Origin of the sequence: Paraburkholderia sp. Tr-20389, assembly GCF_017104565.1 — a bacterium.
Lineage (GTDB): Bacteria > Pseudomonadota > Gammaproteobacteria > Burkholderiales > Burkholderiaceae > Paraburkholderia.
The window spans coordinates 1-25,497 of sequence record NZ_JAAGPD010000002.1 but is presented as its reverse complement, the minus strand read 5'-3'; the positions used below and the strand labels follow the sequence as shown (position 1 = coordinate 25,497).

Annotated in this window: 25 protein-coding genes and 1 pseudogene; 14 read left to right on the top strand and 12 right to left on the bottom strand. The window is 62.5% G+C overall.

Features of this window, described 5'->3' with window-relative positions; all coding sequences use genetic code 11:
- Nucleotides 1-50 precede the first annotated feature (50 nt).
- A complete protein-coding gene (locus G3N95_RS04495) occupies nt 51-668 on the bottom strand; it encodes a DJ-1/PfpI family protein (protein ID WP_205968799.1) in 618 nt (205 codons plus the stop codon).
- A gap of 87 nt (nt 669-755) precedes the next feature.
- Between G3N95_RS04495 and G3N95_RS04490 the strand changes: the two genes are divergently transcribed.
- Complete coding sequence (locus G3N95_RS04490; RefSeq protein ID WP_205968798.1) at nt 756-2,090, top strand: PLP-dependent aminotransferase family protein; 1,335 nt, start codon at nt 756-758, stop codon at nt 2,088-2,090.
- A 20-nt stretch (nt 2,091-2,110) separates the two neighbouring features.
- Here G3N95_RS04490 and proP read toward each other — a convergent pair whose 3' ends face one another.
- Complete coding sequence (gene proP / locus G3N95_RS04485; RefSeq protein ID WP_205968797.1) at nt 2,111-3,577, bottom strand: glycine betaine/L-proline transporter ProP; 1,467 nt, start codon at nt 3,575-3,577, stop codon at nt 2,111-2,113.
- A gap of 273 nt (nt 3,578-3,850) precedes the next feature.
- On the opposite strand from proP, the gene G3N95_RS04480 reads away from it, so the two are divergent.
- Nucleotides 3,851-4,360, top strand: a complete 510-nt coding sequence (locus G3N95_RS04480) for a GNAT family N-acetyltransferase (RefSeq protein WP_205968796.1) — start codon at nt 3,851-3,853, stop codon at nt 4,358-4,360.
- Between the two features lie 148 nt (nt 4,361-4,508).
- Nucleotides 4,509-5,162, top strand: coding sequence for a DUF4148 domain-containing protein (locus G3N95_RS04475; protein ID WP_205968795.1), 654 nt, complete (start codon nt 4,509-4,511; stop codon nt 5,160-5,162).
- Nucleotides 5,163-5,195: 33 nt separating this feature from the next.
- Here G3N95_RS04475 and G3N95_RS04470 read toward each other — a convergent pair.
- From G3N95_RS04470 to G3N95_RS04450, 5 genes and pseudogenes are all read right to left on the bottom strand, one after another.
- Nucleotides 5,196-5,560, bottom strand: a pseudogene (locus G3N95_RS04470) (thiamine pyrophosphate-dependent enzyme); the annotation flags it as partial.
- Nucleotides 5,561-5,624: 64 nt separating this feature from the next.
- A complete protein-coding gene (locus G3N95_RS04465) occupies nt 5,625-6,050 on the bottom strand; it encodes an SRPBCC family protein (RefSeq protein ID WP_205968794.1) in 426 nt (141 codons plus the stop codon).
- A gap of 16 nt (nt 6,051-6,066) precedes the next feature.
- Nucleotides 6,067-7,065: an aldo/keto reductase gene (locus G3N95_RS04460; RefSeq protein ID WP_205968793.1), complete on the bottom strand. Its 999-nt coding sequence runs from the start codon at nt 7,063-7,065 to the stop codon at nt 6,067-6,069.
- Nucleotides 7,066-7,103: 38 nt separating this feature from the next.
- Nucleotides 7,104-7,910: a 2,5-didehydrogluconate reductase DkgB gene (dkgB, locus tag G3N95_RS04455; protein ID WP_205969036.1), complete on the bottom strand. Its 807-nt coding sequence runs from the start codon at nt 7,908-7,910 to the stop codon at nt 7,104-7,106.
- A 37-nt stretch (nt 7,911-7,947) separates the two neighbouring features.
- Complete coding sequence (locus tag G3N95_RS04450) at nt 7,948-9,150, bottom strand: MFS transporter (RefSeq protein ID WP_205968792.1); 1,203 nt, start codon at nt 9,148-9,150, stop codon at nt 7,948-7,950.
- Nucleotides 9,151-9,252: 102 nt separating this feature from the next.
- Here G3N95_RS04450 and G3N95_RS04445 point away from each other — a divergent pair, with 102 nt between their 5' ends.
- Together G3N95_RS04445 and G3N95_RS04440 are read left to right on the top strand one after the other, a co-directional pair.
- Complete coding sequence (locus G3N95_RS04445) at nt 9,253-10,155, top strand: LysR substrate-binding domain-containing protein (protein ID WP_205968791.1); 903 nt, start codon at nt 9,253-9,255, stop codon at nt 10,153-10,155.
- 253 nt (nt 10,156-10,408) lie between these two features.
- Nucleotides 10,409-11,614, top strand: a complete 1,206-nt coding sequence (locus G3N95_RS04440) for an FAD-dependent oxidoreductase (protein WP_205968790.1) — start codon at nt 10,409-10,411, stop codon at nt 11,612-11,614.
- A 215-nt stretch (nt 11,615-11,829) separates the two neighbouring features.
- On the opposite strand, the gene G3N95_RS04435 is transcribed toward G3N95_RS04440, so the two are convergent.
- A complete protein-coding gene (locus tag G3N95_RS04435; RefSeq protein ID WP_205968789.1) occupies nt 11,830-12,180 on the bottom strand; it encodes a DUF3331 domain-containing protein in 351 nt (116 codons plus the stop codon).
- Between the two features lie 268 nt (nt 12,181-12,448).
- Between G3N95_RS04435 and G3N95_RS04430 the strand changes: the two genes are divergently transcribed.
- Nucleotides 12,449-13,204, top strand: coding sequence for an SDR family oxidoreductase (locus tag G3N95_RS04430; RefSeq protein WP_205968788.1), 756 nt, complete (start codon nt 12,449-12,451; stop codon nt 13,202-13,204).
- Between the two features lie 13 nt (nt 13,205-13,217).
- On the opposite strand, the gene G3N95_RS04425 is transcribed toward G3N95_RS04430, so the two are convergent.
- On the bottom strand, nt 13,218-14,135 hold the full coding sequence (locus G3N95_RS04425; protein ID WP_205968787.1) for a LysR substrate-binding domain-containing protein: 918 nt from the start codon (nt 14,133-14,135) through the stop codon (nt 13,218-13,220).
- 134 nt (nt 14,136-14,269) lie between these two features.
- On the opposite strand from G3N95_RS04425, the gene G3N95_RS04420 reads away from it, so the two are divergent.
- Both G3N95_RS04420 and G3N95_RS04415 read left to right on the top strand, forming a co-directional pair.
- Nucleotides 14,270-15,103, top strand: a complete 834-nt coding sequence (locus G3N95_RS04420; protein ID WP_205968786.1) for an amidohydrolase family protein — start codon at nt 14,270-14,272, stop codon at nt 15,101-15,103.
- Nucleotides 15,104-15,160: 57 nt separating this feature from the next.
- Complete coding sequence (locus tag G3N95_RS04415; protein ID WP_205968785.1) at nt 15,161-15,991, top strand: aldo/keto reductase; 831 nt, start codon at nt 15,161-15,163, stop codon at nt 15,989-15,991.
- Between the two features lie 7 nt (nt 15,992-15,998).
- On the opposite strand, the gene G3N95_RS04410 is transcribed toward G3N95_RS04415, so the two are convergent.
- Together G3N95_RS04410 and G3N95_RS04405 are read right to left on the bottom strand one after the other, a co-directional pair.
- Complete coding sequence (locus tag G3N95_RS04410) at nt 15,999-17,012, bottom strand: porin (RefSeq protein WP_205968784.1); 1,014 nt, start codon at nt 17,010-17,012, stop codon at nt 15,999-16,001.
- Between the two features lie 123 nt (nt 17,013-17,135).
- A complete protein-coding gene (locus tag G3N95_RS04405) occupies nt 17,136-19,556 on the bottom strand; it encodes a membrane-bound PQQ-dependent dehydrogenase, glucose/quinate/shikimate family (RefSeq protein WP_205968783.1) in 2,421 nt (806 codons plus the stop codon).
- A 770-nt stretch (nt 19,557-20,326) separates the two neighbouring features.
- Between G3N95_RS04405 and G3N95_RS04400 the strand changes: the two genes are divergently transcribed.
- The 5 genes from G3N95_RS04400 (at nt 20,327) to G3N95_RS04380 (ending at nt 24,141) form a co-directional block, all read left to right on the top strand.
- A complete protein-coding gene (locus G3N95_RS04400) occupies nt 20,327-21,568 on the top strand; it encodes a SpoIIE family protein phosphatase (protein ID WP_205968782.1) in 1,242 nt (413 codons plus the stop codon).
- 2 nt (nt 21,569-21,570) lie between these two features.
- On the top strand, nt 21,571-22,134 hold the full coding sequence (locus tag G3N95_RS04395) for a SiaB family protein kinase (protein ID WP_205968781.1): 564 nt from the start codon (nt 21,571-21,573) through the stop codon (nt 22,132-22,134).
- A gap of 18 nt (nt 22,135-22,152) precedes the next feature.
- Complete coding sequence (locus G3N95_RS04390) at nt 22,153-22,548, top strand: DUF1987 domain-containing protein (protein WP_205968780.1); 396 nt, start codon at nt 22,153-22,155, stop codon at nt 22,546-22,548.
- Between the two features lies 1 nt (nt 22,549).
- On the top strand, nt 22,550-23,275 hold the full coding sequence (locus G3N95_RS04385; RefSeq protein WP_205968779.1) for a GGDEF domain-containing protein: 726 nt from the start codon (nt 22,550-22,552) through the stop codon (nt 23,273-23,275).
- Between the two features lie 284 nt (nt 23,276-23,559).
- Complete coding sequence (locus tag G3N95_RS04380) at nt 23,560-24,141, top strand: NnrU family protein (RefSeq protein ID WP_205968778.1); 582 nt, start codon at nt 23,560-23,562, stop codon at nt 24,139-24,141.
- A gap of 1 nt (nt 24,142) precedes the next feature.
- Here the strand turns inward: G3N95_RS04380 and G3N95_RS04375 are convergent, their stop codons facing one another.
- Nucleotides 24,143-25,039 (bottom strand): LysR family transcriptional regulator, encoded by an 897-nt coding sequence (locus G3N95_RS04375; RefSeq protein ID WP_205968777.1) that lies wholly within the window; start codon nt 25,037-25,039, stop codon nt 24,143-24,145.
- 199 nt (nt 25,040-25,238) lie between these two features.
- Between G3N95_RS04375 and sdhC the strand changes: the two genes are divergently transcribed.
- Nucleotides 25,239-25,497: succinate dehydrogenase, cytochrome b556 subunit (gene sdhC / locus G3N95_RS04370; RefSeq protein WP_205968776.1), on the top strand; the 259-nt coding region annotated here is incomplete at its 3' end.

The following is a 25,497-nucleotide window of genomic DNA, read 5'->3' as shown; positions in this document are numbered from 1 at the left end:
TGTCGCTATTCCGATGATGCACACGCAACGAGTGGTTTAGAAAATGCGCCTCAAACGGCTGCGCTCGCTTCGTGCAGAAACGGCGTGATGTTGCGCATCGCGCGCGCGACGTAGTCCTCTTTTTCGCCGACGGGTGCGACGTAGTGAATGGCGTTCGCCGCCGCGTCGATACCTTCGAGGCGCGCAATCACCCATGCCGCAAGATAGTGCGAAGCAAGACATCCGCCGGCCGTCGCGACGTTGCCACGCGCAACGAACGGCTGATTCAGCACGTCCACGCCGGCTTCTTCGACCCAAGGTTTCGTGGTGAGATCGGTGCAGGCGGACACACCATCGAGCAGCCCCAGTTTCGCCAGCACGAGCGTGCCGGAACACTGCGCGCCCAACAGCTGACGCGACGGATCGAACTGCATCTGCGACATCAATGCGGGATCGGCGACGACATCTCGCGTCAGCTTCCCGCTGCCGACGAGCACGGCATCCGCTGCATTCGCTTCACGCAAGGAAATCTGCCCTTCAATGGTCACGCCATTCATCGATGTGACACGCGTTGCCGGCGTTGCAATCGACACGCGCCAGTCCGGCTTTCTGATGCGGTTGAGAACGCCGAGTGCAATGAACGAATCGAGTTCATTGAAGCCTTCGAACGTCAGAATGGCGATATGCATGATGGTCCTCCCGATGAGGTGTGGGGTGAACAGATGCTAGGCGCAGGCAGCATTACAATCAAATAATTGTCATGGATACATCTGCGTATGGCTCAACTCCGGTACAAGGCGCTCGTCGATGCGTATGCCGCGGATATCCGCTCGGGCAGGCTGCCTGCGGGCACGCGTCTGCCGACGCATCGTGAGCTTGCTGCGAAGAATGGCCTCGCGCTCGTCACGGCGACGCGCGTCTATGCCGAACTCGCGGCGATGGGCCTCGTCAGCGGCGAGACGGGACGCGGTACGTTCGTTCGCGAGATTTCTTTGCCGCCCAGGCAAGGCATCGATCAGTTCGTGCTCGCGGCGGGCATGGTCGATCTCAACTTCAACTATCCGGCGCTGCCCGGTCAGGCCGATCTGTTGCGCGCGGCGTTGCGGCAACTCGCTGCATCCGGCGATCTGGAAAGCCTGCTGCGCTATCAGCCCCACGGCGGACGTCAGCACGAGCGCGCGGCTGTTGCCCGGCATCTGGCGTGCCGTGGGCTCGACGTGGGTTGGGAGCGGGTGTCGCTCGTGAACGGCGCGCAGGCCGGGCTGGCTGCGACGGTGATGGCGTTGCTGCGTCCCGGCGACGTGGTAGCCGTGGACGCATTGACCTATCCTGGCTTCAAGGTGCTGGCCGACACGTTCGGCCTTGAATTGGCGTCTGTTCCAGCCGCCGCACAAGGACCCGATCTCGATGCACTCGAACGTCTGTGCAAAAGCCGCCGCGTACGAGCCGTGTATGTGATGCCCACGATGCACAATCCGCTCGGCTGGGTGATGAGCGCGCATCGTCGCAAGCAACTGGTGTCGATTGCGCGCCGGCACGGGCTGCTGATCATCGAGGATGCGGCTTACGCGTTCCTCGTCGACAAGCCGCCTGCACCGCTGGCCGCGCTTGCGCCTGAGACGACCGTCTACGTGTCGGGATTATCGAAGAACGTGGCGACCGGGTTGCGCGTCGGGTTCGTCGTTGCGCCGCCGGAGTCGATGAAGGCGATCGAACAGGCGATCCGCGCGACGACCTGGAACACGCCGGGCGTGATGACCGCGATCGCCTGCGCGTGGCTGGACGATGGAACCGTCAAGCGGCTGGAAACGGAGAAGCGTCGTGACGCGAAGATCCGCCAGGCGATGGCCGCCGACGTGCTTGCCGGCCTGCGCTGCGTTCGTCATCCCGCATCGTATTTCGTGTGGCTTCCGCTGTCGGAAGAAGTGCGCGCCGATCAGGTTGCCGCAGCACTGATGCGCGAGCACATCTCCGTTTCGACTGCCGAGCCATATGCGACTTCGCATCATGTGCCGCATGCGGTGCGCCTCGCGTTGGGTTCCGTCGAACTCGATGTGCTTCGCGAATCGCTGAGAAAGGTCCGGCAGGTGATCGGCAGCTACACGTATTGACGACCGGCGTGCCGCTTTCGCTATGCACGTTCCCGGACTAGCGCCAGACGCTTCTTCGACGGTTGGGTATTTCCGGCCGCACGTATCAGGCTCAGCGCTTCAGCGCGCGTCGCGACGCACGGGCCCGAGCCGAGCAGGGGCTTGCGAGCCGTCTCGCGCAATGCGAGCACGGAGACGATGCCGATTATCGACGCGCCCATCAGGTAGTACGCAGGCATCATCGCGTTGCCGGTGCGGTCGACGAGCCACGCGGCGACGAGCGGCGTCGTGCCGCCGAACAGCGATACCGACACGTTGAAGCCGATCGCCAGCGCGCCGTAGCGGATCTTCGTCGGGAAGAGGGCGGGCAGCGACGACGGCATCACACCCGTGAACGTCGACAACAATGCGCCGAGAATCAGCAGGCCGCTGAACACGGGCAGCACGGCGCCCGTACGGATTAGCAGCAGCGCCGGAATCGACAGCACGAACAGACCCACGCAGCCGAGCAGCATCACAGGCTTGCGGCCGATCTTGTCCGACAGATGGCCCGCGTAGAGCGTCATCGGCATCATCAGCACCATCACAGCCAGCACGAGGAACAGACCGTGCGATTCGTTGAAGTGCAGTGTCGCCGACAGATAGCTCGGCAGATACGACAGCGCCATGTAGTCGGTCACGTTGAAGATCAGCACGAGGCCGACGCATTGCAGCAGCGGCTTCCACTGCTGCGCGAGCAGTTCCATGAAGCTCTGCTTCGGACGCGACTTCTCGTCGGCTTCACGCGCTTCCGCTTCTTTCTTGAACGCAGGCGTTTCTTCGAGCTTCATCCGGATGTACAGGCCGACCAGACCCAGTGGACCCGCGATGAAGAACGGCACACGCCAGCCCCACGACAGCAGTGCTTCCTGCGACAGCGAAGCCGTCAACACGGCCACCGTACCCGCACCGAGGATATAACCGACCAGCGTGCCGAACTCGAGGAAGCTGCCCGCGAAGCCGCGACGGCGGTCCGTCGCGAACTCGGCAATGAAGGTCGCCGCACCGCCGTATTCGCCACCTGTCGAAAAGCCCTGCACGAGACGCGCGACAAGCAGCAGCGCGGGCGCGAAAATGCCGATCGAGCCGTAGCTCGGAATCAGACCGATCGCGAACGTGCCGACGGCCATCATGATCATCGTCATCGCGAGTACGCGTTGCCGGCCGATCCGGTCGCCGAGCGGCCCGAACACCATGCCGCCGATCGGGCGCACGAGGAACGCGGCCGCGAACGTGCCGAAGGTCGCGATCAACTGCGCCGACGGGCTGCTCGACGGGAAGAACACTTTGCCGAGGGTGACGGCGATGTAGCTGTACACGCCGAAGTCGAACCATTCCATCGCGTTGCCGAGCGCCATGGCGCCGACGGCACGCTTGAGCAGTGAGTGATCAACGATCGTAATGTCGTCAAGCGTGAGGGATGCGCTCGAAGAATGGCGCCGTGTGGTGCGCGCTTTCGACTGGCTCAATTGACACACTCCTGAGTGCTTGGCGGACCCGCGACATGCGACAGGCATCAGACCGGGCATAGGCCGGTCAGGTCATCGGGCGCCAGTGGGCTTCGGAACGCCGCGTCATCGAACGATGCGGACACGAACCGCAAGCGGCCGCGCGACGTCAGGCAAAATCATCGAGTAGAGTGTGCTGATATGCGGGGCGCCGGGTTGTCGCTCATGCGCCTGGAAACCGGCGGAAAACGACAGCGCTTGTATTTCAAGGCCAAAACGTAGGTGTCGAATCATATGCATATCAGACTTGCGACAGCCGACGACGCAGATGGAATCGCCACGGTTCACGTCGCAGCCTGGCGAGCCGCCTACGAAGCGTTGCTGCCGGTCGCGTACCTCGCCAGGCTCGATCCGCACTCCCGTGCGGAAAAGTGGAGAAGCGCGCTGCTTGCCGGTGCGCCGCGCGTGCTCGTTGCCATTGTGAACGACGCAATAGCGGGCTGGGTCGCGTTCGGTCCTGCACGCGACGCAGACCTCGATGCGCGTTGCGCGGAAATCGAGGCGATCTACGTTGCATCGGCATGCTGGAATCGTGGTATCGGCACTGCGCTGATGACGGCCGCGTGCGAAATGCTTCACGTCGAAGGTTATGCGCATATCGCCCTCTGGGTGCTGAATGACAACGCGGCAGCATGCGCCTTCTATGCACGGCGAGGATTCGCGCGCGATGGCTTCGCCAGGAACATCGAGATTGGCGGCGTATCGCTGATGGAAGTGCGCTTGACGCGCGATATCGTCATCTGACTTGCGAACTCATCTCATGTCGCGATTCGCGAGAGACGCGCATGCTGGCATCGCTCTTGCTCGCGATTTCGTTTCGGAGGCTCGTTCTTAGACCGCGCCCCTTGGATCAGCACGTATGCGCCTTTCGATCATGTAAAGGAGGGAAACGGTGAATGGTCGTTTCGACAAAAGGGCGCTGGCGGGCTGCATCGTGATGGGCGGTCTGGCGCTCGGGGCAGTCGTGCTGCATATCGAGTCGAACGCGCTATCCGACCTCTGGCCGTTCCATCACGATGACGTTTCGGCGACGGACGATCCGCAGAACGCGCCGCCTCCCGTCAATGATGTGCCGTCTGTCGTCGCGTCTCGCGACGACACATCCGACGCCGACATCGCCTTCGTCCTTCAGTCGGTCAGCGACAATCTGCAACGCAACGATCTGACGGCTGCAAAGGTTCTGCTCGATGAAGTGCTCGCGGTCCACAGCGATCTTCCGCAGGCTTTGGCGCTTCAGCAGGAATTGCGTGCGCGCGAATTGAAAGCGGCGCACACGACGATGCTTGCTGCCGTTGCCGACAACGTCAATACGCAGCCTTCCGTCGCGGGGGAGACAGGCGGAACGGATCGTACTCAGGAAAGAACCGCCCGAACCAGGCAGGTTGCTTCGCACGGAACGAGTCATGTGAAATCGCTGCGGGGTCAGCGCAAACATATGGCCGTCGTTTCGAACGGACGGCCGAAGACGCGCGCCGAGGTCGTCGCCGAATTGCGGCGTGCTCGCGTCAATGGAACGATGCCGAACTTCGGTGGCCGCCAGCGTTAGCATGCGAAGGGCGGCGCGCCGAAGCTCGCTGCGTCAGCGGAAGTTGGTCCGCGCGAGTTCGACGATTTCGTCGCCGCGTCCGTTGAGAATCGCGGAAGCCCTGGGCGGGGGCCAGCTCGATCTTGGGCGGCATAGCGAGCCTGCTTCGCTGTCACGACATCGACGACGGCCCGTGAGTCGTGCGCGAACGCTGCCTTCAGTGCAGCGCCCACCTGCTCCGAGATCTCGACACGAATGCTGAAGATGCCCGCACCGTTGGCAATTGCGGCGAAATCGGTCTTGCTGAGATCGACGTTCGTGTCGAGATAGCCGCTCGCCTTCAGTTCCATCGATACAAAACCGAGCACGCTGTTGTCGAAGACGACGACCTTGACCGGCAGCCTTAGCTTGCGCGCCGAGCGCCTGCGGCATTTCGAAAAATGCACGCGCCATTCGAATTGGCACATGCATACATGGCGCGTTTCAGCGACGGGGCGTCTCCAGAAGTTCCTTGAGGCGAGTCAGTCCGGCGCGGTAAAGCGCTTCATAATGCGCGGCGAGCGAGTCCGCTTCGTTCGGATCATTCGGCTCGAAACGGCTTGCCCATGTCACCGTCGTCCGATGCGCGTCGAGTTCGCGCAACGACAGCGAGGCCGTGTAATCCGTCACAGGATCGGGGCCTTCCAGAATCGTGTAGAGATACTGCATGCGCTCGTCGCTGTGATCGAGCAGTCTTTCGACGATCGATGCGCCATTGATGGCTTCGAGATGCCGAACGCGTCCGTCGTCCGTCAGTCGCGATGCGGGGACGAGTTCGAGCCAGCGGGGCAAGCCGTTGAAGTCGCCGACCACCGACCACACCGCTTGCGCAGACGCCGCAATTTCCACTGATACGCTGACGTTGGTCATATGCGTCTCCGCAGCATCAGATAACGGGCGTCGGCGCGTACTGACCGATGACACCCGCCGACTTCAACGCGCTCCACAGTTCGCCGGGAATCGTCTGCGCGGCAAGTGCGCGATTTTCCGCGATGCGCTCGGGTCGGCTCGCACCTGGAATGATGCCCGCCACGGCGGGATGCGCCAGCGAGAACTGCAATGCGACGGCGCGAATGTCCACGCCGAAGCGGGCGCAGATGGCCTTGATCCGCTCGACGCGCTCGATCATGGTCTGCGGCGCCTTCTGATACTCGTAATGCGTGCCGCCCGCCAGCAGGCCCGAGTTGTACGGGCCGCCGATCACGATCCCGAGCCCACGCTCGGCTGAAGCGGGCATCAGCTTTTCGAGCGCCGCGGCGTGATCGAGCAACGTATAGCGGCCCGCCAGAAGAAAGCCATCGGGATCGGCCTGTTCGAGTGCAAGCACGCACGGGTCAACACGATTCACACCGAGTCCCCACGCCTTGATGACGCCTTCTTCACGCAGACGCGTGAGCGCTTTCGCCGCGCCCGACATCGCGACGGCGAACACATCGCGCCATTGCTCGCCGTGGAAATCGACGGCCGGGTCGTGGATCCACACATAGTCGAGGCGATCAGTGCGCAGACGTGCGAGGCTCTCTTCGATCGAACGCAGCGTGCCCGATTCCGTGTAGTCGTAGACGATCCGGTTCGGCAGCCCATGCTCGAAGAGACCGCCTTTTTCGCCGAGATCGCGCTGTGCGGTCGATTCGTGCTCGTCGAGGATCAGGCGTCCGACCTTGGTGCCGATCAGGTACGCATCGCGCGGAAAAGCCGACAGCGCTTCGCCGAGCCGAAGCTCTGCCAGGCCGGCGCCATAGAGCGGCGCGGCGTCGAAATAGCGGATGCCGCTGTCCCAGGCGGCGCGTACCGTGGCGATGGCTTCATCGTTCGGGATGTCGCGATACATGTTGCCGAGCGGCGCAGTGCCGAAGCCGATGTGTGAGGGGATGTCGATTCGCATGATGTTCCTTTGTTGCATGTTGCGTTTGCAGCGTCCGTTCAGTCCCATACGGGGGCAAGACCTTCGGGACTCACTTCGCGTCCGTTGCGCTCCAGCGCGGCGATTTGCGCCATGTCGTCGGCCGTCAGCACGAGTTGTTGCGCGAGCAGGTTGCTCGCGAGGTTCTCGCGCTTCGTCGACGACGGGATCACCGAGTAGCCCCGTTGCAGCGCCCAGGCGAGCGCGACTTGCGCGGGTGTCGCCTCGTGACGCTTCGCGATCTGTCCGATGACGGGATCGTTCAGCACCTTGCCGTACGCGAGCGTCATGTACGACGTGACGTGAATGCCCTGTTCAGCGAGGAATTCGACAAGCTTGCGGTTCTGCAGATACGGGCTCAGTTCGATCTGATTGGTCGCGATGTTCTCTTTGCCGACGACGGCGATGGCTTGCTTCGTCAGATCGATATTGAAGTTCGAAATGCCGATCTGGCGCGTGAGCCCTTGCGCCTTCGCATCCGCGAGTGCGCTCATGAATTCTTCGAGCGGCACGCCGTTGTCAGGCGCGGGCCAGTGAATCAGCGTGAGGTCGACGCGATCCGTGCGCAGTTTCGTCAGGCTCTCCTTGAGGCTCGGAACGAGCTTGCTGCGTGAGTAGTTGTCGACCCAGATCTTCGTCGTCAGGAACAGCTCGTCGCGCGCGACGCCCGATGCAGCGATCGCTTCGCCGACTTCGGCTTCATTGCCGTAGATCTGCGCAGTGTCGATGGTGCGATAGCCCAGTTCGAGACCGCTGCGCACGGAGCCGATAACGACCTGGCCTTGCAGGCGAAACGTGCCGAGGCCGAATGCGGGAATGGAATGCATGGTCATGTTCTCCAGTTTGAATGCGTTCGAATGCGAGTTAGTGCGTCACTGCGATGGCTTCGGCCGTGCGCTCGGGTATGCCCGCACGGCGATCGAGGCGGCCGCTCAAGGCTGTCAGCGCGAAAGCGAGCAGCGTGACGACGGCGGCGATCCATGGCGTGTGGTGCAGTCCGAGATGCGCGACGATCACGCCGCCGAGCGATGAGCCGCCCGCAACGCCAAGGTTGAACGCAGCGATGTTGAAGCCCGATGCGACATCCGTTGCCTGCGGCGCGACCTGCTGCGCCTGCTTGACCACATAGACCTGAAGGCCGGGCACGTTGCCGAACGCGACAGCGCCCCACGCGAGCATCGTCAGGACCGCGAGCCATGCGTTGTGCGACGTGAACGTGAACACGAGCAGCACGGCCGCGAGCAGCAGGAAGATGCGTTTAAGCGCCTTGATGGGGCCGAGCGCATCGGCGAGCTTGCCGCCATACACGTTGCCGACAGCAACGGACACGCCATACGCAACGAGCACCAGGCTGACCTGCGACGGCGTGAATCCCGCGATCTGTTCGAGAATCGGCGCCATGAACGTGAAGGCGATCAGCGAGCCGCCATAACCGACGGCCGTCATCGCGTACACCAGCAGCAGGCGAGGATGCGCAATCACGCGAGCCTGCTGAAGCAGCGGCGCAGGGCGTTTGTGCGGCAGGTTGTTCGGCATGAAGAGCAGCGCGCCGAGCATCGCGATCACGCCGAACAGCGCCACTACGAGGAACGTCGCGCGCCATCCGAAGTGCTGACCGATGAACGTGCCCAGCGGAATGCCGGCGACGAACGCGACGGTCATGCCGCTGAACATCGTCGCAATGGCGCTCGCGGACTTGTCTTTCGGCACGAGCGTCGTCGCGATGATCGAACCGACCGAGAAGAACACGCCGTGTGCGAGCCCCGTCAGAATGCGGGCAATCACGAGCGATTCGTACGAAGGCGCGCGCCACGCAACCAGATTGCCGATCGTGAAAAGCGCCATCAGCGCAATCAGCAAGGTCTTGCGCGGCACGCGTCCCGTGAGGGCAGTCAGGAGCGGCGCGCCGACGGCGACGCTCAACGCGTACAGACTGACGAGCAGTCCCGCAGAAGGAAGATTGACGCCGAGGTCGGCGGCGATCGTCGGGATGAGTCCGACGATCACGAATTCGGTCGTACCGATTGCAAAGGCGCTGAGCGTGAGCGCAAATAGGGCAAGTGGCATGGTCGTCTATCAGGAAGCTTGAACGGATGGACGCAGTGTGCCGGCTTTACTTTTGCAGAAAAACTGGTCTATAAAGGAAACACTTTTGATTTCAGATCAAGTATGAAAGTTACCCTCGACGAATTGCAGACCTTTGCGACGGTGGTCGATACGGGCTCGATCACGGCCGCAGCCGAACAGCTGGAGCAGACCGTGTCGGGTGCGAGCCGCACGCTGGGCCGGCTGGAGGAGAAGCTGCAGACCACGCTGTTACGCCGGACCACGCGACGGCTGGAACTGACGGAAGAAGGCAAGGCATTTCTGCAGAATGCGCGCGAGATCATCGACGCCGTGGAGAACGCCGAAGAACAACTCGCGGCGCGGCGCGAGCGGCCTTCGGGGCGTTTGCGCGTCGATGCCGCCACGCCGTTCATGCTTCACGTGATCGTGCCGCTCGTAGCGGGTTATCGCGAGCGTTATCCGCAGGTCGAACTGGAGTTGAACAGCAACGAAGGCATCATCGATCTGCTCGAACGGCGTACCGACGTCGCCATCCGCATCGGCAGACTCAAGGATTCGACGCTGCACAGCCGTCCGGTGGGCAGCAGCCGTATCCGCGTGCTGGCGACGCCGGAATATCTGAAGGCGCACAGTCATCCGAAACGTGTAGAGGATCTCGAGCGACACTCGCTGCTCGGATTCACGCAGCCCGAGTCGCTCAATATATGGCCGCTGGTGGGTGCGGACAACGAGCCGTATCGGATCAATCCGTCCGTCGCGTCGTCGAGCGGCGAAACGCTGCGGCAGCTCGCGCTTGAGAGCACGGGTATCGTTTGCCTGTCGGACTTCATGACAGGCCGCGACCGTCGCGAAGGCAGGCTCGTGCAGCTCTTCGCGCGTCAGACGCAGGACGTGCGGCAACCCATCAATGCGGTCTACTATCGCAACACGGCGATATCGGCGCGTATTGCTTCGTTCGTCGACTATCTGGCCGAGGCCGCGAAGACCACCGAATTCGCGCGCTAGGCTGCAACGCCGGCTCGAACGCCGCTTCGGGTTCGGCGCACTTCCACTATCTCCTCTTCATCCATTGCCGATTGTTGTCCTGCGGACAACACGGTGAACGCATGCGCAGTGCTTCTGGCGTGCAGTGCCGCTACCTACAATCCGTTGCGTCGATAGCCGTACAAGCGATGTTTCCAGCGTCGAACGGATGCGGCTCGCTACGAGCCGGGCGCCCGTCGTCGACTTCGCAACTCTCGAATTGAAGGCAAATATCATGTCGCAGAAGATCTTGATTGTGGGTGCCGGCTTTGCCGGCGTGTGGGGCGCGCTAGGCGCGGCTCGCGTACTCGACGGCGCCGGCGTGCGGAGCAGCGACGTCGAAATCACGCTGATCTCGCCGAAGCCAGAATTGCAGATTCGTCCGCGGATGTATGAAGCCGAGCCGCAGAACATGGCTGCACCGCTGCTGCCGCTGTTCGACGCGATTGGTGTGAAGTATGTCGAGGGCAGCGTCGACGCAATTTCCGTTCAGGACAAGACGGTCAGCGTCGTGGCCGCCAATGGGCAGACGCACTCGCTCGCATATGACCGTCTGTTGCTGACGAGCGGCAGCAAGCTGAGCCGCCCGCCGATTCCGGGTCTTGAGCATGCATTCTCTGTAGATCGCATCGAGGACGCAGTGGAACTCGACGCGCATCTCGACGCGTTGGCGAAGCTGCCGGCGTCGACGGCACGCAATACGGTCGCCGTGGTCGGCTGCGGCTTTACGGGCATCGAAGTCGCAACGGAATTGCCGAAGCGCCTGCGTGAGAAGTTCGGCGACGACGCGAATGTGCGCGTCGTCGTGATCGGCTCGCAAGCCGAGATTGGTCCCGATCTCGGACCGAATCCGCGTCCATTCATCGCCGAGGCGTTCGAGTCGCTGGGCGTCGAGACCGTGCTCGGCTCCGGCGTGGTGTCCGTCGATGCGGAAGGCGTGCGCACTGCGTCGGGCCAGCGCATCGAAGCAGGCACGGTGATCTGGGCGGGCGGCATGCGCGCGAGCCCGTTGGCTGCACAGGTGTCGTCGCATATCGATCCGCTCGGCCGCGCCGAAGTGGCGGCGGATCTGCGCGTGCCGGAAGCGCCTCACGTGTTCATTGCGGGCGACGTCGCACGCGCACTGACCGACGACGACGGACACTACGCGCTGATGTCGTGCCAGCACGCGATGATCATGGGCCAATTCGGCGGGCACAACGTGGCTGCGGACCTGATCGGCCTTCCGACCTTGCCGTATCGTCAGCCGTTCTACGCAACGTGTGTCGATCTCGGCGAGTGGGGCGCCGTCTATTCGGAAGGCTGGGATCGGCAGATGAAGCTGACGCATGCCGAAGGGAAGGCGCGTAAGCAGATGATCAACACGAAGTGGATCTATCCGCCCGCACCGACTCGCGCAGAGGCATTGGCAGCGGGCAATCCGGAAGCATCGTTCGGCTAGGACGTTGCGTTGCATGCAGTGGTGGCGCGTGATCGTCTCAAGGGGCCATCACGCGCTGCTGCTCATTCATTTTCTCTCGGAACGCATCATGAGATTCAACGTCCTTTTACGAGCGGCGCTCTGCTCGTCGCTGTTGCTGTCTATCATGCCGTCCATCGCCGTTGCCGAGCCGTTCGCGATCAAGGTCGATGGCCTGAATCGCGGCTCGCTTCACATCATATCTGCAGCGCCCTTAACGTATTGGCGAGAATCATGTCGAGTGCGTTTCTCGGCATGACGCCACCTTTTTGCAGCGGCCGGAACACGGGGTCGCCGCGCCGAACGGCCACGCCTGTGAGTCCGCAGATCCCGGACGTACGGGCAAAGCCGGCGCGCCATGTCTGATCCTCGAAACGGCCGAGCGTCGAATCGCTCCATGTAACCAGAATCGTGCAAGTGGTTTGCCATTCAATGCGCCGGATCGACGAGGCATTGGCCATCGCGGCCGTCGGGTTCGGCTGTACGACGAATCGCGGACGGTCATGCAACCTGCCGACAATCTGACTCCACGGATCGATTCTGTTCATCTTCAGCCTCTTTGCGTCTACGCAGGCTGAATCGTAGGGTGAAGCATGAGGGTGCAGAAGACTCGCGACGGGGAGCACGGTGTTGCATCGGGAACATCAATTGAACCGCCGTGCGTAGAGGGCAAATGCGACAAGAAGATGATTGCCTTCCAGAGCGACATTTCATTTTGCTGAATACCGTCTATGTTTTTATCGTGTGTTTTCCTTAATGCGCTTTCGCCTCGAAGCGCCCACGAGTTTTCAGTACATGCTTGAAGGAGACTGGGTTATGAAGATCGTCATCATCGGCGGCACGGGTCTGATCGGCTCGAAGACGGCCGCCATTTTGCGTCAGGCGGGGCACGACGTGGCTTCCGCCTCGCCCAGAAGCGGCGTCAACACCATCACGGGCGAAGGGCTCAACGAAGCTCTGGCGGGCACGGAGGTGGTGATCGACCTGTCCAATTCGCCGTCCTTCGAAGACAAGGCCGTGCTGGAATTCTTCGAAGCCTCCGGGCGCAACCTGCGTTCGGCGGAGGCCAATGCGGGCGTTCGGCATCATGTCGCGCTATCCATCGTCGGGACCGACCGCACACCGGAGAACGGCTACTTCCGCGCCAAGGTCGCACAGGAAAAACTCGTCGCGGCGTCGGGCATTCCGTACACGATCGTCCGCTCGACGCAGTTCTACGAATTCCTCGGCGGAATCGCCGATTCGAGCGTGGACGGCGATACCGTGAGGCTCTCGCCGGGCCTCTTCCAGCCGATCGCGGCCGATGACGTTGCCGGCTTCGTCGCCGACGCCGCACTCGCTGCGCCGCGCAACGGCACCGTCGATATTGCCGGTCCCGAACGCGCGCCGTTCGATGAAATCATCGCCCGCTATCTGAAGGCGGTCGGCGATACGCGTAGAGTCGTGCGGGATCCCGAAGCTCGCTATTTTGGCGGTCTCGTCGACGAGCATTCGCTCGTGCCGCTGGGCGAAGCGTTGATCGGGCGCATCGGGCTCGACGAGTGGCTGCGTCGCTCGCAAAGCAAGACGTGATGCCGTCGAACCGTCAGACCGGTTGGTCCGGCATGCTGCCGATCCGTCTGCCCAGTTCCTCCGCGCGCCGGCACACGGCTTCCATCAACGCCATCGCGCTGCGCGAAGGCGGCGAGAACTTCGAATAGACGAAGGTCGATACCATTTCGAGGTTCTCGACGAGCGGCCGCACGATGCAATCGACGTTGCGTGTCGCGAACTCGTCGACGATCGCAAGCCCGAGGCCGCCGCGCACGAGCGCGAGCGCCTGATCGGCGCGCGTCACGTCCACCACGGAGGTCAGTTCGACATCGGCCTGCTGGCACGCGCGAACGATCATCGTGCCAAACGGAATGTCGCGCCGGAACAGGATCATCGGCTCGTGCTTCAGGTCCGCTAGCGCGATGCGTTCGCGGCGGGCCAGCGGATGATCGGGCGGCAACGCGCACACCATGTGGCCGCGCATGAAGGGCACGGCTTCGAGATGCTCGTGCTCGATCGGCAGCGACGTCACGGCGACGTCGACGGTCTTGCTCAGCACTTCGAGCGGCATGTCGGCCATGAGCGCCGTATGCCAGTCGACGCTGAGTCCCGGCAACTGACGTTTCAGTTCGACGATGGCAGGCGCGACGACGGCGGGTGCAAGCGACGGGCTGCACGCGACGCGCAACAGACTCGCTGGTCCAAGCGCGAGAGCCCGCGCGAACTCGTCGACGCGCAACGCCGACTGATAGACCTGCTCGACTTCGCGAAACAGCGCCTGCGCTTCCGCCGTCGGGATCAGGCGGCCCTTGGCGCGTTCGAAGAGTCGCAGGCCAAGCGTCGTCTCGGTGTGCGCCACCAGCTTGCTGACGGCCGGCTGCGACACATACAGCATCTTGGCCGCCGCGTTGATCGAGCCCGTCAGCATCACCGCACGAAACACTTCCATCTGCCGCAGCTTGAAACGCATCGCTCTTCCGTGACCCTTGCCGGGTATTAACAAAAAGTTATAGGGTAGCGCAAACGGAGCATACGACAGCGAAACGTCGAGCCATTAGACTCTTCGTGCCGCAAGCCGCGGCGATCCGGACACGGAAACATCTGATGAGCGTATTCGACGAAGACAAGATCGACTGCCACTGCCATATCTTCGATCCTGTCCGCTTTCCCTACCGCGCGGACACGATGTACCGGCCCGCGCTTCAGGAGATCGGCACCGCCGCGCAGTTCGTTCGCGTGATGGACGCATACGGCGTGCGACATGCATTGCTCGTCGGGCCGACGAGCGGCTACCGGACCGACAACCGTTGCCTGCTCGATGCGCTGGAGCGCTACGAAGGCCGCTTTCGCGGCATTGCCGTCGTCGATAACGCGATCGGCCGGGGCGAACTCGAAGCGCTGCATCGCGCGGGTGTGGCAGGCGTGGCCTTCAATCCGGCGATGGAGGGCGTCGATCTCGTGCTCGACGCGGGCCCGCTCTTTGCGTCGCTGGCGGATCTCGGGATGATCGCGCAGATTCAGGTCTGCGGCGATCAGATGGTCGCGCTGGAACCGTGGCTCGCGCGGCAGGAAGCGCGACTCGTGATCGATCACGGCGGCCGGCCCGATATCGATGCGGGCATCCTGCAGCCCGGCTTCCAGGCGCTGCTGCGGCTCGCGGACAGCGGCCGCGCGAGCGTCAAGCTGTCGGGCTGGCAAAAGTATTCGCGGCACGCGCATCCGTATGAGGACGCATGGCCCTTTGCGCATGCGCTGCTTCGCGCATTCGGTCCGCAACGCTGCGTGTGGGGTTCCGACTGGCCGTTCTTGCGCGCGCCCGAGCGGCTCGACTATGGACCCTTGCTGACACTGTTCGAACAGATCGTGCCGGACGCGGCAGTCAGGCGTCAGATTCAGTGGGAAACGCCGCGACAGCTGTTCGGTTTCGCTGAGCAGTGATGTGCGCTGTGGTGCAGGCAGAACCATAAATTCAAATCCATGAGGGAGAACTCACGCTTGGAACACATCGTCAATCGACATGGCCTCGACATGCCGAAGCTCGGCCTCGGCACCTGGCCGATGCTCGGCGAGGACTGCACGCGCGCCGTCTTGCAGGCGCTCGAAGTCGGCTATCGTCATATCGACACGGCCACCGGCTATCAGAACGAAGATGCCGTCGGCGCCGCACTCGCCGCGACGTCCGTGCCGCGCGAACAGATCCACGTGACGACCAAGGTCTGGTGGGACCAACTCGAACCGCAGGCGCTGCGTGCGTCGTTCGAGCGGTCGCTGCGCGATCTGCGCAGCGATTACGTGGATCTGTTCCTGGTCCACTGGCCGACACCGGACATGAACCTGCGTCAAACGCTCGATGTGCTCGTCGATCTGAAAGAGCGCGGACTCGCGCGTGCCATCGGCGTGGCGAACTTTCCGTTGCCGCTGCTGCGCGAGGCCGTCGAAACGATCGGTGCGCCGCTTGCGGCCATTCAGGTCGAGTATCACGTGACGCTCGGTCAGCAGAAGCTGCTCGATTTCGTGCGGCAGCATGAGATGGCGCTGACGGCCTATAGCCCGTTGGCGCGCAACCGCGTGTCGGAGATTCCCGGGATCGTCGCGATTGCCCGCAAGCACGGCGTGCTGCCGACGCAGATCGCGCTTGCCTGGCTGCTCGAACAGCCAGGCGTTGCCGCCGTGCCGAAGGCGGCTGGCAAGGCGAATCAACTGTCGAACCTGGCGTCGCTCGATGTGCGGCTCGACGATGAAGATCGCGCGACCATCGCGGCGCTGCCGAAAAACGAGCGCCTCGTGAGCCCCGCGTTCGCGCCGCAATGGGACGAGGTGGCGTGATCGGCGGCTAGAAGCGGTCGATCATCCCGAACTGCACGCCTCGCACCGACGCGCCCGGCCATGACGGTGCGAGGCCCGTGACGTTCACGCCCTTGAGCGTGAACTCGGCCTCTCCGCGATTTCTCAACCAGCCTGCGCTCGCATAGAGCAACACGCGCTTCGATAGATCGTATTCGCAGGCGGCGCTGAACTGGTCCGCATTGTCGCCGCCGCCCGAGCGGTCCCGCAGATACGCGTAGCCGATCGACGCGCGAAAGCGTGCATTGACCGCATAGCGTGCCGAGACTGACACGCCGTCGTTGTGATAGCGCGGCGTGCCGCCATCGCCGTTGAAGAACGACACGAAGCCCGTGAGCGGTCCGTACACATACGACACGCCGCCGAGATTGGCACGCAATGCGCCGTCGCCATGCGTCTGCTGGTGTGCGTACGACACGCGCAACGGGCCGTCGTGCCACGCGAAGGTTTCGATATGACCCGCGAGGCCGTTGCCGTCGCCGTCGGCGGGATCGCGCAGCATCGCCATCACAGTCGTCGAGAAGCCGTGGAATTCGGGCGACAGATATGTGATCGCGTTGCTCGCGTACGGCGTGATCTTCGACAGATTGTTGAGCCCGGACGCGATCGTGCCCGCGCCGAACGCGTCGAGTTGTCCTTTGAACGGAATGTAGATGGGCGAATACTGACGGCCGATGCGCACGGTGCCATACGGCGTGCCGGCGCCGACCCATGCCTGGCGATTGAAGATCGTATTGGCGACGGCCAGTGAGCCGTTGCCCGAGCTGAATCCATTCTCCAGATCGAACAGGATCTTCACGCCGTTGCCGATATCTTCCGCACCGCGCACGCCCACACGCGAGCCGCGATAGGCACCCGAATCCATGCGCGCGACGTAGCCTGCGCCGGGGTTCGTGATTTCGATGCTGGTATCGAGCGCGCCATAGAGCGTGACGGACGATTGCGCGTGCGCATGCGTGGCAAACGCGGCCAGCGCGATGGACGCGAGTAGAGAACGTTTCATGAGGGAAGGGGAGAGCGGCAAGCGGCGCGCGTTTCGCGACGCGAGAACGCGCCGCTTGCCAGAAGATGATGCTGTGATGGAAACGCACCCGGACGGATGCGCTTCAGCGTCGTGCGATGAGCGTTACTGCGGCAGCGCGTAGGCGATCACGTAATCGCCGCGATCCGGCGACTGGCGTGCGCCGCCCGCCGAGATCACGATGTACTGCTTGCCGTTGATCACGTAGCTCATCGGCGTGCCCTGGCTGCCGACGGGCAGACGCGCCTTCCAGACTTCCTTGCCCGTCGAGCTGTCGAACGCACGCAGATAGTAGTCCTGGGTCGCAGCGAAGAAGACGAGGCCGCCGCCCGTGCTCAGCGAGCCGCCGATGGTCGGCATGCCGATCGGGGTGGGCATGTGCATCTGCACGCCCCACAGGCGCGTATCGCGAACCGTGCCGAGCGGCACTTGCCACGCGACGCTGCGCGTCTTCAGATCGATGGCCGTGAGGCTGCCGAACGGCGGCTTCTGACACGGAATGCCGAGCGGCGAGAAGAAGCGGTCCTTCGTCACCGAATAGGGCGTGCCGCCGAGCGGCACGGCGCCCATGCCTGCATTCACCGCTTCGTTGCCGTTCGACTGGCCGCCGCGTTTCTCTTCCTTCACGAGATGGACCCACAGCCCGAGGCGCATGTCGTTCGCGAAGATCATCTGCGAGTTCGGATCGTACGACAGACCGCCCCAGTTCATCCCGCCGAGCGAGCCGGGAAAGCTCAGCGACGTATCCGTATCGGGCGCGGTGAACAGGCCGTCATAGCGCATGCCGTGGAAGACGATGCGGCACATCATCTGGTCAATGGGCGTCATGCCCCACATGTCCGCGCCCGTCAGCACATTCGCGCCGATCTGCGGCATGCCGACCGACAGGGGCTGCGTCTTCGCATACGGCTCGCCGGGAATGGTCGCGGACTTGACGGGTTGTTCGACCACCTTCGTGAGCGGCTTGCCCGTCAGCCGGTCGAGCACGAACAGCTGGCCCATCTTCGTGCCGACGATCAGCGCGGGAATGTTCTTGCCGTCGACGGGGAAATCGACGAGCGTCGGTTGCATCGGCACGTCGTAGTCCCACAGGTCGTGATGGACCGTCTGGAAGTGCCACTTTTCAGCGCCCGTGGTCGCGTCGAGCGCGAGAATCGACGCGCCGTACTGCTCGTCGAGCTCAGTGCGCTTCACGCCCCACAAGTCGATCGCCGCGCTGCCGACCGGCATGTACACCGTATTCGAGGTGGCGTCGTACGACATCGGCGCCCACACGTTCGGCGTCGAGCGCACGAACGTCTTGCCGGGTGCGGGTGCATGCTTGTCCTGCGGATTGCCCGGATCGAATGCCCATTTCATTGCACCCGTCATCACGTCGAAGCCGCGAATCACCCCGCCGGGCATGTCGAGCGACACGTTGTCGGCGACCCGGCCGCCGACGACCACCGTCGTGCCCGCGACAGTCGGCGGCGATGTCAGTTCGTACAGCGGGCTTGCCGCGCTGCCGAGCCCCGCCTTGAGGTCGATGATGCCCTGCTCGCCGAAGTCCGCGCAGAGCTTGCCCGTGTCCGCGTCGAGGGCCACGAGCTTCGCGTCGATCGTATTCATGTAGATACGGCGACGGCATGCAGCGTGTTCGTCCGGCAGCGCGACGGGCGTGACGGGCGTCGAACCCGTGACTGCGGGCTGCTGAAGCGGCTTCGTTGCGTCGAAGTACGCGAGACCGCGGCAGCGCACCCAGACTGTCGTCTTCGTCGGGAATTCGTGGCGCCACTTTTCATGGCCGTTCGCAGCGTCGAGCGCGATCACCGTGTTGTGCGGCGAGCACACGTAGAGCGTGTCGCCGATCTGCAGCGGCGTCTCCTGGTCTTCCGCGCCGCCGCCCGACGGGCTGACAGGCACGTCGCCCGTATGGTAGGTCCACGCGACCTGCAGGTTCTTCACGTTGTCGCGATCGATCTGCGTCGCGCCTGCGAAGCGGTCGCCGCCGGCCGAGTGCCCATAGGCTGACCAGTCGCCCGTACCGGCATCGTGTTTGCCCAGCGCCGCCGCCGATTCCGTGCCGAACGTGCCGTGCGGAACGAACATGCCGTACACGAACAGCGCGTTGCACGCGAGCAGCACGAGACCCGCGGTCCACGCGGCGCCCTTCGCGGGGCGCAGACCTGCGAAGCCGCGCAGCATCGGATAAACGGGCGCGAGCAACATGCCGATCATCGTGAACATGAAGATGCGCGCCTGCAGCGGCCAGAAGTCGAAGCCACTTTCCCAGACGGCCCACAGCACGGTCGCCACGATCACGATCGCGAAGATCACGCAGGCGGCGGGTTTGCGGCGCGCGAGCTGAATGCCCGTTGCGCAGACCGCGAGGCCCATCAGCAGGTAGTACCACGTGCCTCCGCGGGCGATGAGCAGCGCACCGCCGATCGCGAAGTACAGGCCGAGCAGCAGGCCGATTGCGCCGGCAAGTATCAGGCCGACGCGGGCGGCCGTCGATATTGGCTTGGTTTCAGGTTGCTTGGACATTGCTTGTCTTGATGAATACGCAAAAGAGGGGCACATGCGAACAGTCCATCAGGGACTGCGCAAACGCGTGCACCAGATCGAGAAGTCGACGCACGATGGCGTCCATTCGTAATGGCTCGGGCTGCGGAGCCGTCCCGTCAGGGGTCGGTTGGGACGTTCGCCGGGCGGGGCGCGACGAATGCGAAGGGCGTAAACGCACCGATCGAGGCGCTGTGATTTGCACCGGACTAACCAGTTCGTACATTTTAACGCAAAACGCGGCAAGGTGACGCACAGGCCGGCACGGAGGTCGCGCGAGCTTGCAGGAGGCGTTGCTTTCCCAACGAGAATACCGCGCATGTCGAACGAGTGGAGTGGCTCGTCTGGTTGATTCAGGAAAGTAATTCTTCCGGGTCAGATAATGCGTCTTCGTTAGCTTGTAGTTAAGCAATCGTTTGCGCAGTATTTAAAGCGAAGCCAATCTAGTGATTCAGTCGGTTCAGCACATTTCTAACCGAATGTATTGCGTTGGTTTCAACGCGTCTGAAATCGCACAAAGGCTTGTCGATTAGAGGGTTACGTCCATATTCGGTGAGGCAAACGTTTGTCTTCGATGTGATTTCTAGCAATAGCGGACGAGCTTGGATCTTTTTAACTTTCAGTCCGAAAATTCGAATGAAAAGGATGAACAATTTCGTTGTGAATTATTCATCGAAAGTACTCACTGTCACGTAAAGTACACAGAGAAATATTAGCGTGCAGGGTTTCTTCATCGACTGGCTCGCTTCGCCATGCATCCAGCGTTTTCGCGCTTTAGCCGTTCGTCTGCACAAGGAGACCCGCGCTCTGCTGGCGACCTGTGTCAGGAGGTCCCCGCCGTCGATGCAGAGGATCCCAACTCGCGCGTGATGGAAATCTTCTCTGCGCGCAGCGATATGAAAAGCCTCGCGGTGATCGAGAGCGGCAGGCCGATCGGCCTGATCAACCGCGACATCTTTCTGTCCCAGATGAGCAAGCCGTTTCATCGCGAGCTATACGACAAGAAGAGCTGCATCGCTTTCATGGACAAGGAGCCGCTCGTCGTCGACGCCGGCATGAGCATCGAAGCGCTGACCTTCAAGACCGTCGAGGTCGGTGAAAAGGCGCTCGTCGATGGTTTCATCGTGACGCGCGACGGCCATTTCGCGGGTCTGGGCAGCGGTCTGCAACTACTGGGCGCGGTGGCCGAGATGCAGGCGGAGAAGAATCGCCAGATCATGCAGAGCATCGAATACGCGAGCGTGATCCAGCAAGCGATGCTGCGCGCGTCGCGCGAGACGCTGGCAGAACGTCTGCCCGAAGCGGCGCTCGTGTGGGAGCCGCGCGATGTGGTCGGCGGCGACTTCTATCATTTTGCTGCGTTTCCGCATGGCTGGTTCGGCGCGACAGCGGATTGCACCGGCCATGGCGTGCCGGGCGCCTTCATGACGCTGCTCGCATCGGCATCGTTGTCGCAAGCGCTCGAACAGATTGGTCCGCGCGACCCGGCTGCACTGCTCGCAGCCGTCAATCGCAACGTGAAGACCTTGCTGGGCCAGGTGCATAGCGCGGCTGAAGTGCCGCAATCGAACGATGGACTCGATGCCGCGTTCTTCTGGTTCGATGCCAGAGAAAACCAGTTGCATTTTGCCGGCGCGAGGATCGCGCTGCACATACTCGCGCCGGACTCGGACCAGTTCGAAACGATCGCGGCGGACCGCATGGGTGTCGGTTACGTTGACAGCCTCGCCGACTACACGTGGCAGTTGCGCAAGATCGCGGTGCCGCGCGGCAGCCTGCTGTTCATCTGCACGGACGGTCTCATCGATCAGATTGGCGGCCCGCGCAGTATTTCGTTCGGACGCCGCCGCGCGCTCGATCTGATCCTGGAGAACCGCGACGAATCGCCTGCCGCAATCTGCGAAAAGCTGCGGCGTGCGCTCGCCGAATGGCAAGGCGTGCAAGCACGCCGCGATGACCTCACCCTGTTTTGTGCCCGCATTACCGACCAATAAGCATGTCTCAACTACTCGAACAAGACCGCGCTTTTTTCGACCTGGCGCAGCGGCGTAACGTGCTCTTCTATCACAAGGGCTATTTCTCCCATAACATCGTCGCGGCGATGGGCGAGGTCGTCAAGTTGCAACTGGAAATTGCAGGCGTGAGCGGACCGACTCGCCGCAAACTGTTTTCGTCGTTCGTCGAACTGTCGCAGAACATCGTCCATTACTCGTCCGACTCGTTGCAGCCCGGCAACGAAGGCGGTGGCTCGATTCGCGAAGGCGCAGTGTGCATCACCACCGAAGGCGAACGGCATCTGATGATGTGCGTGAATCCTGTCGCGACGGATGACGTAGAAGGTCTGCGCAACAAGCTGGAGCCGCTGCGCAGCATGTCGGTCGAAGAAATCAAGCAGGCCTACAAGGTCTCGTTGCGAGCGGACACGCCCGAGGAGAGCAAGGGCGCGGGTCTCGGTTTCCTGACGATGGCGCGCGATGCCAGCGCGCCACTCGAATTCGCTTTTCATCCGCGTGCCGACGAACCCGGAACCACGCTGTTTTGCCTCAAGGCCATCATCTGAGTATAAAAGGCACGAGCTATGGACAATCTCTACATTGCCGCAACGGCGACGTCGCCGGAAGTCGATTTCAAATTCGACCAGCATCAGCTTTTGCTCAGGGGCGAGTCGTATCCCGAGAACGCGGCCGCGTTCTACGCGCCCATCATCGAACAGTTGCGCCAGTACCTTGGCGAATCGACGGGCGCCGTCATTACCGTCGACGTCGTGCTGACCTACTTCAACAGCTCCAGCACGAAGATGCTGTTCAGCGTGTTCGACGCGCTGGACGAGGCTGCGCAGTCGGGCAGCCGTGTGCTGATGAACTGGTATCGCGATGAAGAAGACGAAACGATTGCCGAATTCGGCGAAGAACTGAAAGCCGATTTCCACGCTATCGAATTCACTGACCGCCCTGTCTCTCACCAAGGACAATAAGGTGCCCCCGATCTCCACGTTGTACGCGCCTGTCAGCGACGCGCCCGATCTGTTCCAGAACGAGAACGAAGCGCTCGAGAAGGCGCGCGCGATCCATGCGGCTGCCGACGCGGATGCGGACGACTATCGTCAGTCATTGGCGGAACTCATTGGGCACTATGAACGCCTGATGCGCGAGACGCGCCGGTTGATCGGCCGCAGCGATCGGGCCGAACGCGAAATGCAGGCGCTTGCGCAGCAGCTTGCGCATCGTGCGACGCATGACGCGCTGACGGGCGTGTTCAACCGAAGTGCTGTGATCGAGCGGACGACGAAGGCCTTGCGCCACGACAGCGCCGTGATGATCATTCTCGACATCGACGAGTTCAAGCGGGTCAACGACGATTTCGGTCATCCGGCAGGCGATGCCGTCATCATGGGGATCGTCGAATGTCTGCGGCGTATCGTGGGCGAGCGGGGCTTTATCGGCCGCGTGGGTGGAGAAGAGTTCACTGTGCTGCTGCCCGCGCACGAACCCGCTGAAGCGCTGCGGCAAGCCGAGAAGATGCGCGAAGCGATCGGCCGTCAGGTTTTCGCATCGCCTGTGGATCGACGCATCACGGCCAGTTTCGGCGTCAGCGCGAATCCGCCCGGCACCGATTTCGACACCGCGTATGGTCTCGCGGATGCCGCGCTCTATCGCGCGAAGCGTGGCGGGCGCAACAGGGTGGAATTCGCCAATCCATAAAGTGTCGATGGCGAAAGCGCCCGCCTGCTTTTGCCTATGTCAGCGCGGGCTGTCGCTTGTAGTTGTTGGTTCTACGATGGCGCGGGCACGTCGCAAACCGCAAGCGAACCTGCCTTGCTGCTTTCTTTAAGGTGTGGTTTTAAGGCGTAATGCAGTAGCGTAAGAAAGCGCGCCATTGCCGCATGCGCGTGAGTGCAGTGCGCATGGCGTCGCGGTATTGGCACAAGTCGACATCATGCAGCACAATCGTGTCCATCCGGCGACATCTGTCACGAGGAGCCTTCATGTCGATATTGATACTGGGGTTGCTGATTTTCCTGGGCGGTCATTCGGTCCGCATCTTAGCCGAAGGGTGGCGCGAAGCGACCATCGCGCGAATGGGCGCGAAGAACTGGAAAGCGGCGTATTCGGTCGTGTCGCTGATCGGACTGGTGCTGATCATCTGGGGCTACGGAATCGCGCGACGCGAGCCCGTCGTGCTCTGGGCGCCGCCCGCATGGGCGCCGCATCTCGCGGGGCTCCTGACGCTGTTCGCGTTCATTCTCTTTCCCGCGGCGCATGCGCCGGGCAATCACTTCAAGTCGATCATCAAGCATCCGATGACGGCCGGCGTCGGCTTCTGGGCGCTCGCGCATCTGCTGGCAAACGGCACGTTGAACGCCGTCGTGCTGTTCGGCGCCTTTCTCGTTTGGGCAGTATTCGACTACGCGGCGGCTCGGCGAAGGGATCGCGCCGAAGGCGTGGTCTATCCGAATGGGGCGCTGTCACGCGACGTGATGCCCGTCGTCGCGGGTGCCGTCCTCTGGGTGGCGTTCGCTTTCTTTCTTCACGGCTGGCTGATCGGCGTGAAGCCGTTCGGATATTGATCTACTCGATCGGAGAAGCGAACACCAACGCCTTCTCGAGAAAGTTCGCGGTCTTAGCCGGCGTCGACTCGATGCGCGACGCCAGCGCGAGACGAATCGAAATGGGACTGCCGAGCACGTCGGTGTACACGACACCTTCGACCTGAATCTGGCACACGGAAGCCGGCACCAGCGACACACCGAATTCCGCCGCGACCAGATTCACGACGGACGACAACTGCGGCGCCTGCTGCCCGGCTATCGGCTCGAATCCCGCCTCTCTGCACGCGCCGACGATCACGTCGTGCAGCGTGGGGCTCGCTTCCCGCGGCAGCATCACGAAGGGATCTTCCGCGAGCGCGGACAGTGGGATCTTGCGTTTCTTCGCGAGACGGTGCGTGGCGGGCAGCACGATCTTCATCGGCTCGATTGCGATGTGATGGAACTGCACGCCGGCGGGCGACTGGCTGCCGAGACGCACGAAGGCGACATCCACGCGGCCGTTGTCGAGGTAGGAGAGCAGTTGCGCCGTGTTGCCTTCGGCCAGCGTGAGTGTGACGTTCGGATAGGCCTGCCGGTATGCGCGGATCAGCTTCGATACGACAGGATTGAAAGCCGCCGAGCCGGTGAAGCCGATATTGAACTGCCCGATTTCGCCGCGACCGGCGCTCTGCGCCTTTTCGACGGCGAGGCGCGTGTCGTGCAGGATGCGCTTGGCATCGGCGGCGAATGCCTCGCCCGCCTCCGTCAGGACGACGCCATGCCCCGTGCGGCGGAACAGGCGCACGCCCAGTTCGTCTTCGAGCGCGTGGATTTGCTGGCTGAGCGGCGGCTGGCCGATGCCCAGCCGCTCGGCCGCACGCGTGACATTGCGTTCTTCGGCGACGGCGAGAAAGTAGCGGATATGACGCAGTTCCATGCGATATCTGTAAAAGCTATTTCAGAAAGACGCGATAGATATTGGACAGTATAACAGTCCCGCGACAAAATATCGCTATCGCGCGGTCCGCCGCCTGGAAGTCTCCCCGGATAACGTCCCCTAACAAGCGTCAAGAGGAGAAAGCAGGACGCGTCGCGCCTGTGATCGTTTCTTTTGAAATGCCGAAAGGGGTCTATTTGTGGCTGACACTTTGAAAAAACCGAGGCCGGAATTCCGGAACATCGGTATCGGACAGATATTGACGGCATACCGTCTTCCGCTGGCGGGACGCGTGTCGATTCTGCACCGCGTGAGCGGCGGACTGATGTTCGTCTTCCTTCCGTTCCTGCTGTACCTCTTCGACCAGAGCCTGACCTCGGAACTGAGCTTCGAGGTGTTCAAGGGCTTCCTGTCCAACATCCTCGTCAAGCTGATCACGCTGGTGCTGGCGTGGGCGT

Bases quoted from the DNA above. Each gene is read 5' to 3' on its own strand.
- G3N95_RS04495 (WP_205968799.1), bottom strand. From the start codon at position 668: ATGCATATCGCCATTCTGACGTTCGAAGGCTTCAATGAACTCGATTCG.
- G3N95_RS04490 (WP_205968798.1), top strand. From the start codon at position 756: ATGGCTCAACTCCGGTACAAGGCGCTCGTCGATGCGTATGCCGCGGAT.
- G3N95_RS04480 (WP_205968796.1), top strand. From the start codon at position 3,851: ATGCATATCAGACTTGCGACAGCCGACGACGCAGATGGAATCGCCACG.
- G3N95_RS04465 (WP_205968794.1), bottom strand. From the start codon at position 6,050: ATGACCAACGTCAGCGTATCAGTGGAAATTGCGGCGTCTGCGCAAGCG.
- G3N95_RS04460 (WP_205968793.1), bottom strand. From the start codon at position 7,065: ATGCGAATCGACATCCCCTCACACATCGGCTTCGGCACTGCGCCGCTC.
- dkgB (WP_205969036.1), bottom strand. From the start codon at position 7,910: ATGCATTCCATTCCCGCATTCGGCCTCGGCACGTTTCGCCTGCAAGGC.
- G3N95_RS04450 (WP_205968792.1), bottom strand. From the start codon at position 9,150: ATGCCACTTGCCCTATTTGCGCTCACGCTCAGCGCCTTTGCAATCGGT.
- G3N95_RS04445 (WP_205968791.1), top strand. From the start codon at position 9,253: ATGAAAGTTACCCTCGACGAATTGCAGACCTTTGCGACGGTGGTCGAT.
- G3N95_RS04440 (WP_205968790.1), top strand. From the start codon at position 10,409: ATGTCGCAGAAGATCTTGATTGTGGGTGCCGGCTTTGCCGGCGTGTGG.
- G3N95_RS04435 (WP_205968789.1), bottom strand. From the start codon at position 12,180: ATGAACAGAATCGATCCGTGGAGTCAGATTGTCGGCAGGTTGCATGAC.
- G3N95_RS04430 (WP_205968788.1), top strand. From the start codon at position 12,449: ATGAAGATCGTCATCATCGGCGGCACGGGTCTGATCGGCTCGAAGACG.
- G3N95_RS04425 (WP_205968787.1), bottom strand. From the start codon at position 14,135: ATGCGTTTCAAGCTGCGGCAGATGGAAGTGTTTCGTGCGGTGATGCTG.
- G3N95_RS04420 (WP_205968786.1), top strand. From the start codon at position 14,270: ATGAGCGTATTCGACGAAGACAAGATCGACTGCCACTGCCATATCTTC.
- G3N95_RS04410 (WP_205968784.1), bottom strand. From the start codon at position 17,012: ATGAAACGTTCTCTACTCGCGTCCATCGCGCTGGCCGCGTTTGCCACG.
- G3N95_RS04405 (WP_205968783.1), bottom strand. From the start codon at position 19,556: ATGTCCAAGCAACCTGAAACCAAGCCAATATCGACGGCCGCCCGCGTC.
- G3N95_RS04400 (WP_205968782.1), top strand. From the start codon at position 20,327: ATGCATCCAGCGTTTTCGCGCTTTAGCCGTTCGTCTGCACAAGGAGAC.
- G3N95_RS04395 (WP_205968781.1), top strand. From the start codon at position 21,571: ATGTCTCAACTACTCGAACAAGACCGCGCTTTTTTCGACCTGGCGCAG.
- G3N95_RS04390 (WP_205968780.1), top strand. From the start codon at position 22,153: ATGGACAATCTCTACATTGCCGCAACGGCGACGTCGCCGGAAGTCGAT.
- G3N95_RS04380 (WP_205968778.1), top strand. From the start codon at position 23,560: ATGTCGATATTGATACTGGGGTTGCTGATTTTCCTGGGCGGTCATTCG.
- G3N95_RS04375 (WP_205968777.1), bottom strand. From the start codon at position 25,039: ATGGAACTGCGTCATATCCGCTACTTTCTCGCCGTCGCCGAAGAACGC.